Consider the following 14,891-nt stretch of genomic DNA (forward strand, 5'->3'; position numbering starts at 1 on the left):
CAGCGTTCAGCGTTAAGCACTCAGCCTAACTATATATTATGCTTAACAGAAGAAGTTTTCTGAAGAACCTGGGATTCACCGGGCCATTACTGACGATGCCTGGCGCATTGCTGCAGGCTAAGCCATTCGCTAAACGCAACAATACCGACCTTTCCCTTATTACCTTAAAAGGTAAAGTACATAGCAAAGGAAAAGGTATCGCCGGCGTGTCTGTAACAGACGGGATCAACATCACACAAACAGATAAGAATGGACAGTACGAGCTGGAAAGCAATGCCACCGCCGCATTCGTATACATCAGCGTACCTTCCGGCTATGCCTTCCCTGAAAAGAAAGGTATTGCTGCTTTCTATCGTCCTATCTCAAAAGGCAGCAGCACTGTCAATAACGATTTTGAATTAACCAAGCTGGAAACCGATGACCGCAAACATAATTTCGTGGTATGGGCGGATACGCAGATGATCTCCAAGAAGGACGTAGAGCTGCTCATGAGCCAGTCTGTTCCCGACCTGCAGGCACTTGTGCAATCCTATCCTAAAGGCACCCTCTTTCATGGTATTGGCTGTGGCGACCTGGTATGGGATCATTTTGAATTATTCGACGATTATAAACGCGCTGTTGAACTGAGCGGTATTCCCTTCTACAACGTGATCGGTAATCATGATATGGACTTGGAAGCCCGTTCTGATGACCAATCCGCCAATACCTTCAAACAGCAATTCGGTCCAACTTACTATTCCTTTAATCGTGGAGAGATCCATTACGTAGTGCTGGATGATGTTTTCTTCATCGGCGCTGCTAAAAAATACATCGGCTATATCACCGAAAACCAGCTGCAGTGGCTTGAGCAGGATCTTGCCCGGGTGAGACCCGGCAGCACAGTGGTGGTAAGCCTCCACATTCCCACCTTCACAGGCGCTTCCAGAAGAGCCAATAAAGAAGAAGAGCCGGGTGGGGTAGTGGCCAACAGGAAACATCTGTATAAACTGCTGGAGCCTTTCAAAGTGCACATCATGAGTGGTCATACCCATTTTAACGACAACTGGGAAGAAGGCGATATCATGGAGCACAACCACGGCACTGTCTGCGGCGCCTGGTGGACGGGCCCCATTTGTGGCGACGGTACGCCCGCTGGCTATGGTGTATATGAAGTGGATGGCTCAGATATCAAATGGTATTACAAATCCACCGGTCTGGCTAAAGAGAAGCAAGTCAGGGTATATCCTAAAGGTCATATCAAAGAGCTGCCTGATGAAATTTCCGCCAATGTTTGGAACTGGGATAACAAATGGAAAGTAGAATGGTATGAAGATGGTGTACTGAAAGGCAATATGGAACCCCGGGTGGCCTATGATCCCTTGGCGGTGGAATTATACGCGGGGCCATCGCTGCCTAAAAAACACAAGTTCGTAGAACCAACTTTGACTGATCATATGTTCTTTGCAAAACCATCGCCGGAGGCTGAGAAGGTTACGGTGAAAGTGACAGATAGGTTTGGAAATGTGTATGAGGACATAGTTGGATAAGATAAAGGAGGGCACCTCAATGAAGAGGTGCCCTCCTACTTATTTTACTTTCTTAAAAAATAATGGGACGCGTAAATAGCGTCAATACAATGATCTCCCCAATGACTATCAAAGTTAAATTTGAACTGCCAGATGGCCTCCTTTTTTGCTGCGTCGGTACCAATATCAAAGATTAATACTGACTCCTTTAAATCTTTGTAGATATCTCCAAGGTCATCAAGGAGATCGCCGTAACAAATATCTCTGTCGCTTTCATCAGTAGGGTTAAATAAATGAAGGTAATACCGATTATCCATTAACCGCTCTGCGATAAACTCAATTATTCTTTTTAAGAAATCGCTATCTATATCTCGGTTCGATTCCATGCTGTTTTCTGGATAAGTATCAGGTAATTTATTGGCAGCCCGGTAAAGGGCCAATAAATTAGTTTGTACTACCAATAAAAATTCTTTACCATTTCTGGTCTGATAGCCCTCAATACACGCACAATAGGATTTTGCAGTGGTTATAAAAGTCAAAACGTCTTGAGAGTCTTGGGTCTGTTTAATTGGATTGTCTTCTGATAATGACATTGAACTATTCTTATTTATCGCTTCTTATTGCTATTTGATTTTTGGCTATTTTGATTCAGAACATTAATTGCCTGCATTAATGCCATGTTCCTATTTCCTAAATCCAAGTACAAAAGATATTCTACTAACAAAAAGCCCTATAGTCTTTTCTAATATTCATGTGATAAGCATGGCTTCTCTAAAGATAAGCTGCATTTGTGGCCAATAACGTTATACAGAATACTAGGGATAAAAAGGCACCTAACTCTTAAAATGACCTTTAAAAATTATTTACCTAATAACCTTTTATTATAATAGTCAGAAGCTTCTTGAATATCTTCCTTCAATATGGGAAGACTCCGACCAAGTAATCTTCAAAGAACTGTTATTGTCCCTAAAATAAGGCTTCCTTTTCCAATTGCACAAAAAATCGCATAGGTGAAGATGAGGGAGAACGTACGGGGCATAGATGAAGTGGCGACTATCGCTCAGATATGGGGTAATACTGCTGATCCTACGGTCTGCTGTCGGATGATGTGCTGATGCCAGGCGCCTCGTCTATGGCCGCAAACGCGCCAAGATAGTACGAACGGGAGGAAGTGAAGCGTACTCTTAATGTGTTAAAGATATTGCTAAGGTACTTTAAGCTTAAGCAAATGTAAAAAAGCCGCAAGCTAATGCCTGCGGCCACACTATTAATAGCATTAGCTGTTCGCTAATGCTTTACATTTGATTCAACTAACTCCCTAAATTTACTTAGCAAAAACTGCAACTTACTTAAGTCCCCGGCGGCGGTAAATTCGCCATTATGCACCTTATAAAAATACCAATCGTTCTCGCTACTTTCAATTGCATCCATATTAAATTCTACATTCTCCAATTCTGTATCAGACAGTCCAATTGTAATAAACCAGCCTGGATTACTCGTGGCTTCAATTCTTAGAATATTCTCGTGTTCCCAATCGCCATCACAATGGGAGGCAAACCAGTTTGCGATCCAATTAATTATTCCTTCCATGAATTAAATTTTAAATAGTTAACCCTCCAGGTTTAATAAATCTGCTATTATTAGGCAGTTCATCAGGTGTTGGAGCTCTTACTCCTCCAGGTATATTCCTCCCATTAACATGTGGTGTAGGTATTTTGTCCTGAGTTATTGTATTAGTGTGTGGGTTGCCAGGTTGGCCATTCCCCTGTCCTCCATCAAATCTTTTTCCTGAGTCGAACCCTTTTGGATTCCGAGGGTTTTGAGTAAATTCTTCATATTTGTAGATGTCACCATTGCTGTCTCTCCTAAAAGATGTATGATCACCTGGTGGACCTTCATTTGTGTTAGGATCTGGTTTATAAGCTTCTAATTTATTATCACCTTTTGCATAAACCCTACCATTTTGTGAAGCTAAATTAGCAGTTCCGTTTCCATTTAATATAGTGCCAATTACCGAGATACCTAAACCGCCCAGTGCGAGCGGTGCACTACCTTCTAGTGCCAGACCACCGCTTGCTATAGTTACTGTTGCTGCTGATGCCGTCATCGCACTACCACCCACTTGAGCACTCCGGCCACCTAACATAGCTCCAACATCTGCAACATCTAATCCAGTGTTCCAACCAGACGCAATAGATGGATCTGAAATATTGGAGGCAACAGCACTTCTAAAACTTGCTCCACTGAGATTATCGACTGTACCTATAACTGTCCCACCAACACCTCCTACAAGGGCTTTCCCTGCGTTCTTGACATCGTTCCATGTAGGCCAATCCGGCCACATACCATCTGGATCGATAAACCTTGCCGGATTATCAAAGGCATAAACATATGGACTCCATCTCCTGCCTTTCTCACTCAAGGGGTCTATTGTGTGCCATCTTCCTATTTGTGGATCTTGTAGTCTTGCACCATAGTCATACCATTCCAAACCACTACCATCACCGAACTCCTTGCTCTGTAATTCCTTTCCATTATATTTCAACCTGTTCTCCTGATAATTCATTCCCTTCAGCGCATTGCTACTAATCCCTGCCATTGTAAGTCCATACGGATAATAATGCGTCTCCTCCAACAACGGCCCATTCACCGCCGCTACCGTTACATTATCAAAGAGCACATCTTGTTCCGTCTCATTGCTGGTATACACATACAAGAACCCGCTTTTCGCAATCGGCATCTTATCCACCGCCAGCGTCTGTAAATCATCCGGTTCTCCTTTTACCTGCCTTACACCACTATTCTCCTCCACTAAGTTAAACTGATCATCGAATAATACAAAATTCAGATACGCTTTCGGTTTATCCTGCTGGTTCTGGTCCGCATCCCTTTCCTTTAACCGCTGGTAATCACTGCCATTAAAGTTGCCAAAGGGTAGCACCCTATCGGCTTGCCCATTACCATGGGTAGCATCCCCTCCAGCAACCCCGCCAAACGCCTGCAGCAAATTCGCGACCATATCCTCTGGACTAACAGATTTATTATCCTTCGGGCCATTCGATTTATAAAATGCCCTGGCACCAATCTGTATCGTATCTCCCGCCATTACTTTCAACACCAGCGAAGGACCAATCTTCTTACCATTCTTTGCATTCAGCTTCGCCACGTACTGGTTACTGTCAACCATCTGATCCTCCGGATACCCCGCCGGCTTTTCCGCCCTGGTCTCTTCCACGTTACTGAATAAGGCAACTTCTGTAGGCGCATTAGCCGTCTCCATCGTCGCAGTATACATAGAAAGATTCGTCTGGTCGGTAAGTACCGTCCGCACGTTACCCAGGTGATCCTTCAGGAAATAATCATAGTAATATTTAACAGGCTGTCCCGCCACGTACACTGGCCGTATCCGTCCTTCTTCATGCCCTATCAGCTCCATGGTATCATTCCGGTAAACGATACCACCGATATAATCAGTGGTAGTGATCTTAGCCGGTGTAGCGGTATTATCGGTAACAATTTTCCGTAATTTGGTCCCGGCGGCATCATATAAATACCTGATAACGCCTTTTCCAGTAATGGCAATGCTATCCGGCAGGTTCAGGTGATTGTACCTGATAGCAGCGATATTTTTATTCAGGTCCTTAATTAAATTACCACTGGAATCATAGGCATAGTCAGCCGTCTCATTATTATTGATCTCTTTAAAATCACCCAATTGGCTGGCAGTGTTGTTCTTTCTATCTGTTACAAACGACAGTTTATTACTATTCAGCAGGTAACCATACTTCAAACTGTCTATAGTTTGAATGCTGGTGGCATTCATCCCCTTTTGCCGCATGGAAAGAATATTGCCATTTGGATCATACGCCAGCTGGTCAACAGTGAAATCCAGCTGGGCCCTGTCCCAGCTATTGCTTCCTGCAGGATTATTCTGGGTAAAGTCAGCTGTAGTTAACCGGTTTGCATTATCATAGGTATAACCATAGGCTCGCCCTTTACCATCACTGCCGCTCTTCCATTTAATACCTGTAATGTTACCGTTTACCTGCCTATCCCGGAAGCCGTAATCATAGCTCAACTCCTGACCAAACCAGCTATTATAGCTGATAGGTGTAATTACAAAGCCTTTATTAATGCTTTTCAGCCAGCCACGGATATTGTACTCATAGCGGAGGGTTTCCAGCTGACCGCTGCCCTTTACATGCAGACGTTTGGTTTGTAGTTGACCCAGTTCATCATAGGCATTCTTGGCTATTGTCAGCTGCGTACTGTCGTTCAGTTTTTTCATCACATCTGTTACCCGACCTGCCGCATCATACAACATTTGAGTGATCAACCTCGTTTCGGGTGTGGTACCGCTGCGTACGTTGGTGTGCCGCTGAAAGGTCCTCAGCAATTTTCCGCTAAAGTCATAAATATTGCTCACCACATCCTTGCCTCCGCTGACATTATCAGCAATTACCTGCAATACACGCCCTTTATCCGTATAGTAGGTAGTTGTAGTCAGCCACTGATCTGTACCAAGCACCCTTACTTTGGTTCCGGTTACCAGTCCGCGTGTCATATTGCTGGTGCTGCTTATTATTTCTGCATAGGGACTACCAGAGAATGTTGGCGTAGTAAGATCGCCTGTTATGGCATTATGTTTTCCAGTGAAACTATAATCATCATAAAAAGTATAGGTCAATGGCGTTAGTGCGCTGGCGGCAATATTAGGCAGCGGGTTTATTGCTACAATACTAAATGTATCCTGGTTCGCTGCCGGATCAATGAGCGCATCTGTTGTCCCGTTTATGCCCGTATCAAAGCTTCCATCAAACGTAATACTTTTCCGGGCAGTATATTTCGCGCGGCCATCAAAATAGCCGAACTCCAGGTCTGCCTGTTCGGCAATGGGATGCGCAATGGTCTGAGTATTGGAAGTTGCCGTATTCATGCTGGTCTGTAGCGTGTCCCTTGTAGAAGCTGAGCTATATAATGCCGTCATGGCTGGCCTGTTCAGCGCATCATAGAATGTAACCAGCCATTTCTTATCCGCAGCATTCCGCATATTCTCGTCTCTGGTAAACACCAACCTATCCCGCATATCATACACCATCTCCGTAGAATCTGCTCCCGGCACTTTTTTCATGATCATCCGGTTACGGCCATCATAACGGTAAAAGAAACAAAGCTCTCGGGCGGTGACCGCATCGATCGTCCAGGCGGACCTGATCAGTTCTACCGCCTTAGGAGGAATGACACAGCGCAGATTTCCCAGGTCATCATAAACGTAATAAGTACAAAGCCAGCCCACATGACCATCCAAGGCGTTAGTCGTGAGCTCCACTTTCTTCAGCACTGTGCGGTCGTCTTTATCCTTGTACTCAATCACCCGCATACCCCGCTCGTCTTTGGTTACATTTTTATATAGCGTGCCTACTCCATAAATGCGACTGGCACTGCTGCTTGGAATAATACCTCCATTAGACGGCATATCCCAGATATGCACGCTATCTGTTAAACCATTTACCAGGTATTGCTGTTCAACAGGCTTATTGCCACCTTCCTTTGCCCACGTATTGCCAGGGGCAAAAGCTTTTAATACCCGGTTCAGCGGGGAGGCTTCATATTCTGTCTGACTATAGTACACCGCTTCACCAGCTGCCCCTGGAGTAAGATTCCGATCCTGGTAAAATGCCTTTTGTCCATTGAAAGGATCCGGCTTAAAGCTGCCGTCATTTACAATTCCCGTTTTAGGCACATAAGGCAGGTATTTAAATTGTTCCCGGCCATAAGCATCATATACAATAGGTGCCACCAAATCTTTAAGGCCTGGTGTGATGCTTCTGCTAACAGTCTGTAAGGGCCGTCCTAATCCATCAAAATATTGTGTGGTCTGCCTCACCTGGTTTACGTCGGTGTTAGCTCTCACTGCCACCGGATCGGAGCTGGGCATACTGGGTTCCCAGGTACGGACATAATTGATCTGGGTGTTAGTGTAGGCAGCGGGTGTTGTTACCGCCGCTGCCGCGGGCCGGATATTATTTGTGTCAGGTCTGTTCTGAGCCTGCAATGAGATGGCATAACCCAGTAAAAAAATAAGTGCATTAAGTTTTTGCATATAATTTATTGCTGGTATTGATATTCATATTGTTTCAAGATCTTCCCATCCTGGTCTTTCGCCAACTTCAGACGTCCAAGACCATCATATTCATAATAGATGATCTGGTTGTTGGCATCACATTGAGAGGTGGTTCCTACCTGTGGGGTATAAGTGTAGGTGGTCATCTGGGCGTTTAACGGGTACAGACGTAGTTCATCAATATAGCCTGTGCCCGATACTGTAACGCTTTTAATGCCTTTAAGGTAATGTTCAAAATAAGTCCAGCTGTTAACTGTCTTCCCTTTCAAAGGTGTTCCCTGCGTACCGGCAATTGTATATGCAACGGGATTTCTCGTCCAGTAGGAAAGAACGTATTCTTTTGACGAGTCGAGGCCTGTTTTTGATATACCACCCTGGGCCATCGTGCCAACACCGGATAAAGCATTGAGATTCAGCGACCATCCACCCGTAATGGAACTTGTGCGATCCCGGGTCCCGGTATATACAGACCAGTTGCCACTGCCATCTGCTTCGAAGCTTGTGTAGGCAATGTCCTGCTGCGCAGCATTGTTCGCTGCAGCGATAAGGTTACAACTGTTGTAATCCCATAAAAAGCTTGTCAGTTGCTCTTTAGCCTTAACCTCAATAACATTCCCGTAGCCATCAAATTTTGTCTTTTGTGTCACGCTAGGTGGACCGCCGAGGGCTGTTGTTTCCAGGTACAGAAATGGTTCAATGATCCTGTTCTGGGCATCTGTATATGTATAAGTAATGTTGTTCCGGTGGGCAAATCTGCTGTTTACAAATTCGGTTACTTCTATAGGGACAATTTTGTTCTGCGTCAGTAGCGGGTTGTAAAGACTATTAGATGGATCATCAAAAAAATATTTAAACGACTGGCTGCGCAATTCTCCCTTGCTATTGCCAGAGCCAGACACGCGGAGCGTAGTAAATGGCGTGTCTGTATAGCTACTCAATGTGTAATTTGCTATATACGGAAATCCGGTATTAGCGTACAAGGTATCATAGGTCGCAGTCAGCAAGTTCTTCTGAAAAAAAATAGGATATGAATTTATATTGTAGGCGCCCATTTCTACTTCTGTAACCGGGGTAGACATACAAGGAGACTCATAGATCTGCACAACATTAAAATTGTTGACGATCAGGCTTCTACTGCTTGTATATGTTCTGTCAACCTTTCTATAAGGAATTGTTTGCCTTGTCCGCCTATTATACGAATAATAAGATGTGCTGACCTCACCGATTAGCAGATCGGGATAAATGCCATAAGGAGTGTTAGGTATCATCGCCCCGTTCTGAACGTCGCCGGTAAATGTCTCATTATAAGCGAACTTATGCAAAACGGCTCTGTCGATGGAGTCGGGTCCGGTAGTCGCCTCAATAACGGAACGGTGATAAAAGAAATTACCACCGATCATTGATTCCGGTTGAACCATTGAATTGCCATGAACAAGGTAACTACAATATGTTCCGCCCACGCAGTCTGTAAAGCGATCACAATTTACGAATCGCTTAACATCGTTCCTGTATACATATTTTGCATCTTCTACCAAGGGGAAAGTCGAGTAATCACCATCTTCTTTATCTTTATATACATAGGTTTTAATCGTAACATTTTTAGCGACAGGATCTGTACTGACTATTTTTGATACGCTGACACCACCTATCGGAACAGCCCTGTACAATGTATCAGGAGGCATCTCCTGGTATTTCATATTGGAATAGCCGCAGATGAACCGTCCTTCAGTTCGTTGGATAATTTTATACATACCCGCATTTAAGGCCAGGTCTTTTGTGAATTCTCCATCGTTCGATGCGAGGTTTAGCCGCGTAGTATATATTACCTGGTTATTGCTGGCCAGCTTGATCGTAAAGATAGTTTCATCGTGGCCTTCATATCCTGGTTCGCGCGGAGTGACCAGTAGACGCATGTTAACGGTCTGATTAAATGGAATATCGAGCAGACTGCTGTCGGTAATGCCTGCACTGGTAGGAGCGCACTGATCAAATCCAAAATCTTTATAATGGTATACGATATATTGCTCCAGCTTCCTGTTCCAGTCGTAAATAATTGAGTCATAGCCACCTGTAGGATATACGACCTTGCTTAATAAACCGGCCCTGATAAAATTTGTGTCTATTGTCCTGTTACCATAGCGTCGTTCATATCCCAGCGCATAATAATTTAGCGTTGGATATTCATCTTCCAGGCTGGTAAGCAGGTATCTATTAGACTTGCCATTGGGAAACCCATACAAGTCTTGCGAAGTAGATGTTCTTGCAGGTAGGGAGTCCTCTTTCAAATAAGAGAAGCCGTACTTATAAGATATGACAGATGTTTTTGGATCAATTACATTCACAGCTCTTAAAGTAAGGCGATATATCTGAGCGTTGTATCGTTCGTACTTAGAAGCAAGCCGTCTGAATAACGATTATTATTCTGAACAAAGGTGATTTTCTTTATGGTATCAGTAGTGTTTAACACACTCATTGACGTTAATGCACTTCCCCCTGTCAGATCTTTTCTACCTGCTGTATAGCCGAAGACCAATCTGCCATTTTTGAAAATAACCTCTTTCAATGCATTGCCCTGTACATTCTGCGAGGTGAAACATTTGCTATAAGTACCGCTGAAAAGCGGACAACCTCCTGTTGGGGAAGCGTCTACACAACCGCCTATACCCGTAGTAATACACACAGATTCGTTTTCACTGATATCAGAGAGGTAAGAATAGTTGTCGTCAACATTAATTAAAATAAATGGTGTCCTGGTAAGGTTTTATGATTTGCGCTAGCTGCCAGGAATTAACCACTTTCTGAGTACGGTCATTTCTCCCTCCGCAATCACCGCGTTCATAAGTTGATGTGTCAGCTACATTGAATATAAACACGGTTCCTTTGTCATCGATGATCTGAAAACCGTCAGCTATCTTAGCAGACAGCATGCTGATCTTATAGTTACTCTCATTTAACAATTTAGGCTTCATATCCTGGTCCAGAATAAATTTCCCCTGAATGAAGCCGTTCACCGAAAAGCTAAAGATATCAGACTCGCGGTCCCGTTTATACTGGAGGTATGTCATTGTTGGCCTGTCCAGATTACCCGTTCTCAATGAGGTTTTTGTGAAGTTGGTAAAATCAGTGTTGTAGGAGCTTCTTTCTTCGTCAGGCAAGCCAAGCGTAGTTCTTGTTACAGATCCACCGCAATTCAGGCTCCATCCAAGCCCTATATTTGAAGCCAATTCATTTACTCTGATGCCGTTTGATGCATAATTGATCGATACGGAGAAGCCCAGGAAACGGGATTTAACTTCAGCTAGGGGAATATTGACACTAGGGGTCCCGCAAGATAAGTTAACACTCACATCCCCGCCTTTATTAATATTAGCTGCGTTTACAGGAGGAGGCAAAACAGCGGTGGGAACGAAATTGTAGTCACTGCTCTGGGCAAAAAGGCAATATGTCCTTAACAGTAATAGAAACAAAAGTAACTTCTTCATGACGTCGCTTACTTTTTATTTTTTGCTTGTACTGATGGATGACAATTGAGCTTGTAGCTGTTTGATTTGTTTTTGCTGTTCTATCAAATACAACGTCAACTCCTCCACCTTCTGCATCAGCCTTTTATTCATCTCCCCCACATCCGATCCTTCCTTCTCCACCTCCGCCGCAGCCGGAATACCCGGAAGATGCTGGTTACTTTTAATATACTTTTCCACATCCTCCAAAGAAGACAACTCATAATCCGGAGCAAACACATAATCCGGCCAGCCCGTTTGCATTACCTTCACCCGCTTAGAGAAAATATCCCCATTTACCGATAATTTAGCTTGCGGCGTCGTTGTCCCAATGCCCACATTCCCAGCAAAATAATTATTACCTGTTCCATTAAAGTAAGCAGTATGCATATAGCTCATCCCTGCCTGGTTTACATACCCGTCTACAGCTGTTTTGTAAGTGTATGACGGCCCACCGCCCGGTTGCAGGTAAGGTAGCGCATTCTGTACGCCGTCATAAATAACAGGAAGTACATTATAATTGGCACTCCAGTAGTAAGTTGTATTACCTCTCAGCCAGATGATAATTCTGCCACCAGTATTGTTGGTGCTCGCGTCTTTCCAGCCGGCTATGAATTTGCCCAGCGTGGTGTCAGTTAAGTTAGCTTCCCTGATGTCAGCATCAATAAAATCTGATGCATGCCCCCAGTTATGCGCATGAAACCTGAATTTGGCGATTAGGGAACCCCGTTTTATGCTGCCGCCTCCATCCGTAAATACGGAAGAACGGCCTAATTCCAGCTCGGTGGCTACACTCCTGATATTAGCCGCGTCAAGAAACGTCACCGGGTAGAACTTGTCCAGGTCTCCTTTCACAAATATGGTATCTGCTACCTGTGCATAGATACTGCCTGCACTGAATAATAAAAAGAACAAAAGAAACGCGGTACGGGATCTCATTTTTTAAATGTGTTTAAGATGATTGTTAAATTAGGTGGTTAGTTATTCTACAGAGAAAAGCAAAGATGTTTGTTAAGTGCGTACTGTATCTGCATAGTTGAACAATGCTTTAAAAATTATATCCCAGCCTTAGCTTTATAGGATCTGTTCTCGGTACGTGTTGATTGTGTAAGAAATCATACAGCAGGATAATATTACCCTTCAGTTTACTGCTTACTTTGTACTTCTTGCTGATACCGAGCAACGCGCTTCCCTGCCAGTTATCTATATTTTTGAGCTGGTCGGTATTAGTAAAGACAGCATTATAGTTCTCTTCAAAACCTCCGTTAACATAAAACGAACCTTTTAGCTTCCAGTCCAGGAAAGAACGCAGGCCAACACCCTGGTGACTAAACCGGATATTATTGAACCCACTGCCCAAACCAAGCTTATAAGCCGCCCCTAATCCCGCGCTACCGCTTTTATGGAACTTATAAGCCACCTGGCCTGCTATATCGCTGGTGGTAGGAAAATATTGAGTAGACCGTGCAAACTGCATATTCCCTCCAAATTCCAGCCTTTGTAAAAAGCTTTTAGTTTTCATTTCATTCGGCTTAAATCCCGGCATATCAGCTGCATTGTCCACATCCGGGAATTTATCTTTCAGCTCGTTGAATCTTTCCCGTGCCGCTGACATTTGCTGACTAACCGCCGCCTGCGCATTCGGGCCTCCGCCACCCAACCGCTGCTGAATGAGTTGTTCCACCTGGGTACGGGTTTGCAACCCTTCCAGGTTCGGTGCAGCACCGGCAGCAGAGAAATTGAATAAGCCTGCCAGCTGCGAGTTCTTTTGCAGGAAATTGTTATAAGCCGGTACTTTCTTCAGCATCTCCAGGGCTTTGGCCTCAGCTTTCTTTTTATCCTTCAGCAATGCTTTATATTCCTTGAGCTGTTGCCCATAGTAATAAGCTTCCTTATTGAATTGCTCCAGGTCTTTCGTAAAGCCGGTATATTGTGCCAGCTGTTCTTTAAGCTGCTGCTTCCGTTCCCGGATATAAGCTTTGATCTGTTCCGCCTGTTGCAGCTGCGACTGCAGCTGCTGTACGCTCTGCAGGGATCCATTTACCTTGTCTTGCAGTGCTTGGGATTGTCCGCCTAATGATTTGGCATCTTTAAGAAAGGAGAGGGAATTTTGCAGCGTATCCAGGTAACCGTTATAGCCGGCGCCCAGCTTGGAAGGATCATATTTTCCCGCTTTTTGTTTAAGCCTGGCCTGCAGGCTGCCCATAGAATCGATGGAGCGGGAAAAGATATTCTTCGCCGCAACAGAATCTATCTTTGCCAGCTTCGCCTGCATTTTTTTTTCCTGCCGTGCGAGACGTTCCAGCGCTTTCTGCGAGCGCTTGTTCACCTTCTTTTCAAAGAGGCGGGATTTACCACTTACCTGCGAAAAATATTTTTCAGGGAATTGGTGTAAAGCGTTGTTGGCGCTGTCTGGCTGGTTATGCTCCTTTGCAGGTAAGTCCTGCGCATACAAATGCTGCCACTGTAACAGCAATGCCGTCATAAGTAGATATGCTATACGCATACGGTAGGGAATAAATGTTATAAAATTTAACAGTTGGAGACAGTTAACGCATAGGATGGTGTAATACACTGAGCATGAAAATTCATTTGCAGCCTTGCACCTGCATCATCTTGGGATTTCGATCATGTAGTTCGAAAAAATGGTCACTGCCTTGGGCCAACTCAATTATGTACTCCTGGAAATTTTCAATTCATCGGTCGCTAAATTAGATATAGGAAAATATGCTTTAGTTCATAGCATTTTCAAACATAGTGGAACAAAGAAAGAATATTTTTTTCAAATAGGGGTAAATTTTTTTTGATAAACAAGCGGGGAGAATGCAAATACGTTGCGTGGAAACAACTGTTAACACGTCATATTTTCGTTAAATATATTTAATGCATTTTTTATGTCGCCACTACTGCTGCATATCGGCCATAGGAATATTTTCAGTTTGCTCAATTCGTTATTCCTGAAGGGAATAAAATAGTTTCTCTCAATTAATAATCAAAATCTTACAATGATTCTTTAACAGTTATTTAAACGCAGTCCAATAAAACGAATAAGCCGCTTCGTACTATGAAGCGGCTTATTCGTTGTCATGTTTTCAGTGATCCTTAACACTCCAGGAAAGTGGGTACACAATCACCGCAAGTGTTATAATGCGTAGGGAAACAACCGCCGCCCTGCGTATTACAAGCAGCTAATATGCTCGCGCCTTTACCGGCTTTCTGCTGAGGCGCGCTCAGGGCAGCAACTCTGATCTTACCAAGATGCAGCTTTTTCTTGTTGTTCTTTTTCATAGTTTGCTACAGTTTAAAAGTGAGGAATGGATGATTACAGGCCATATAATCTATACTAACTAAAAATACACAGAAACTCATATTGCATGCTTCATGCAAAAAGGGGATTTTTGGACCATAATGCAACTTTGACAATTGGACTGCCGGTTGATAGATGTTCACTTACCGCCTGTCATGCCTGATATTTTAGTTTTTCTTTAGTCTCTATGATTTTTTGTTTCAGATCGTCCGCAGTAAAAAAGGCTCGTTGATATAATTTGTGATCTTCTTCGTATTGGGAGAACCTACTTGCTACTTTGCTAAGTTCTCTAAATAATTTTGTTTCATTCTCTGTAAGTGAGCTGTGATCTAATTCCAGATCGTACGAATAGTAAAACTCGTCACAAAAAGTTGACGCGCTGATTTTTCCTGATAAATACATATCAATCAGCCAGTACAATCTTTGCTTGTCGTTCTTATCGTACTTACTCATAT

At 43.6% G+C, this 14,891-nt stretch carries 10 protein-coding genes; 1 reads left to right on the plus strand and 9 read right to left on the minus strand.

Annotation, left to right across the window (positions count from 1 at the left end; translation table 11 throughout):
- Positions 1-38 precede the first annotated feature (38 nt).
- On the plus strand, positions 39-1,526 hold the full coding sequence (locus ACR9Y8_RS21590; protein ID WP_481215331.1) for a calcineurin-like phosphoesterase C-terminal domain-containing protein: 1,488 nt from the start codon (positions 39-41) through the stop codon (positions 1,524-1,526).
- Between the two features lie 44 nt (positions 1,527-1,570).
- On the opposite strand, the gene ACR9Y8_RS21595 is transcribed toward ACR9Y8_RS21590, so the two are convergent.
- The 9 genes from ACR9Y8_RS21595 to ACR9Y8_RS21635 all read right to left on the minus strand — a co-directional run bounded on the left by ACR9Y8_RS21595 (position 1,571) and on the right by ACR9Y8_RS21635 (position 14,889).
- Entirely contained in the window at positions 1,571-2,098 is a 528-nt protein-coding gene (locus tag ACR9Y8_RS21595; RefSeq protein ID WP_481215332.1) for a DUF5063 domain-containing protein, read from the minus strand.
- A 694-nt stretch (positions 2,099-2,792) separates the two neighbouring features.
- Positions 2,793-3,095: an immunity 53 family protein gene (locus ACR9Y8_RS21600; protein ID WP_481215333.1), complete on the minus strand. Its 303-nt coding sequence runs from the start codon at positions 3,093-3,095 to the stop codon at positions 2,793-2,795.
- A 10-nt stretch (positions 3,096-3,105) separates the two neighbouring features.
- On the minus strand, positions 3,106-7,608 hold the full coding sequence (locus ACR9Y8_RS21605; RefSeq protein ID WP_481215334.1) for a DUF6443 domain-containing protein: 4,503 nt from the start codon (positions 7,606-7,608) through the stop codon (positions 3,106-3,108).
- A gap of 5 nt (positions 7,609-7,613) precedes the next feature.
- The gene (locus ACR9Y8_RS21610; RefSeq protein WP_481215335.1) at positions 7,614-9,971 is read right to left on the minus strand and encodes an RHS repeat domain-containing protein; all 2,358 of its coding nucleotides are present in this window, start codon (positions 9,969-9,971) and stop codon (positions 7,614-7,616) included.
- Positions 9,972-10,358: 387 nt separating this feature from the next.
- On the minus strand, positions 10,359-11,111 hold the full coding sequence (locus ACR9Y8_RS21615; protein ID WP_481215336.1) for a hypothetical protein: 753 nt from the start codon (positions 11,109-11,111) through the stop codon (positions 10,359-10,361).
- Between the two features lie 15 nt (positions 11,112-11,126).
- Positions 11,127-12,068: a hypothetical protein gene (locus ACR9Y8_RS21620; protein WP_481215337.1), complete on the minus strand. Its 942-nt coding sequence runs from the start codon at positions 12,066-12,068 to the stop codon at positions 11,127-11,129.
- A 109-nt stretch (positions 12,069-12,177) separates the two neighbouring features.
- Positions 12,178-13,635, minus strand: a complete 1,458-nt coding sequence (locus ACR9Y8_RS21625; protein ID WP_481215338.1) for a hypothetical protein — start codon at positions 13,633-13,635, stop codon at positions 12,178-12,180.
- A 596-nt stretch (positions 13,636-14,231) separates the two neighbouring features.
- Positions 14,232-14,417 (minus strand): hypothetical protein, encoded by a 186-nt coding sequence (locus ACR9Y8_RS21630; protein WP_481215339.1) that lies wholly within the window; start codon positions 14,415-14,417, stop codon positions 14,232-14,234.
- 172 nt (positions 14,418-14,589) lie between these two features.
- Positions 14,590-14,889: a hypothetical protein gene (locus tag ACR9Y8_RS21635; protein WP_481215340.1), complete on the minus strand. Its 300-nt coding sequence runs from the start codon at positions 14,887-14,889 to the stop codon at positions 14,590-14,592.
- Positions 14,890-14,891 lie beyond the last annotated feature (2 nt).

This window comes from Chitinophaga sp. SVR4-12A, assembly GCF_056754765.1.

Bases quoted from the DNA above. Each gene is read 5' to 3' on its own strand.
- ACR9Y8_RS21615 (WP_481215336.1), bottom strand. From the start codon at position 11,111: ATGAAGAAGTTACTTTTGTTTCTATTACTGTTAAGGACATATTGCCTT.
- ACR9Y8_RS21600 (WP_481215333.1), bottom strand. From the start codon at position 3,095: ATGGAAGGAATAATTAATTGGATCGCAAACTGGTTTGCCTCCCATTGT.
- ACR9Y8_RS21635 (WP_481215340.1), bottom strand. From the start codon at position 14,889: ATGAGTAAGTACGATAAGAACGACAAGCAAAGATTGTACTGGCTGATT.
- ACR9Y8_RS21595 (WP_481215332.1), bottom strand. From the start codon at position 2,098: ATGTCATTATCAGAAGACAATCCAATTAAACAGACCCAAGACTCTCAA.
- ACR9Y8_RS21605 (WP_481215334.1), bottom strand. From the start codon at position 7,608: ATGCAAAAACTTAATGCACTTATTTTTTTACTGGGTTATGCCATCTCA.
- ACR9Y8_RS21630 (WP_481215339.1), bottom strand. From the start codon at position 14,417: ATGAAAAAGAACAACAAGAAAAAGCTGCATCTTGGTAAGATCAGAGTT.
- ACR9Y8_RS21590 (WP_481215331.1), top strand. From the start codon at position 39: ATGCTTAACAGAAGAAGTTTTCTGAAGAACCTGGGATTCACCGGGCCA.
- ACR9Y8_RS21625 (WP_481215338.1), bottom strand. From the start codon at position 13,635: ATGCGTATAGCATATCTACTTATGACGGCATTGCTGTTACAGTGGCAG.
- ACR9Y8_RS21620 (WP_481215337.1), bottom strand. From the start codon at position 12,068: ATGAGATCCCGTACCGCGTTTCTTTTGTTCTTTTTATTATTCAGTGCA.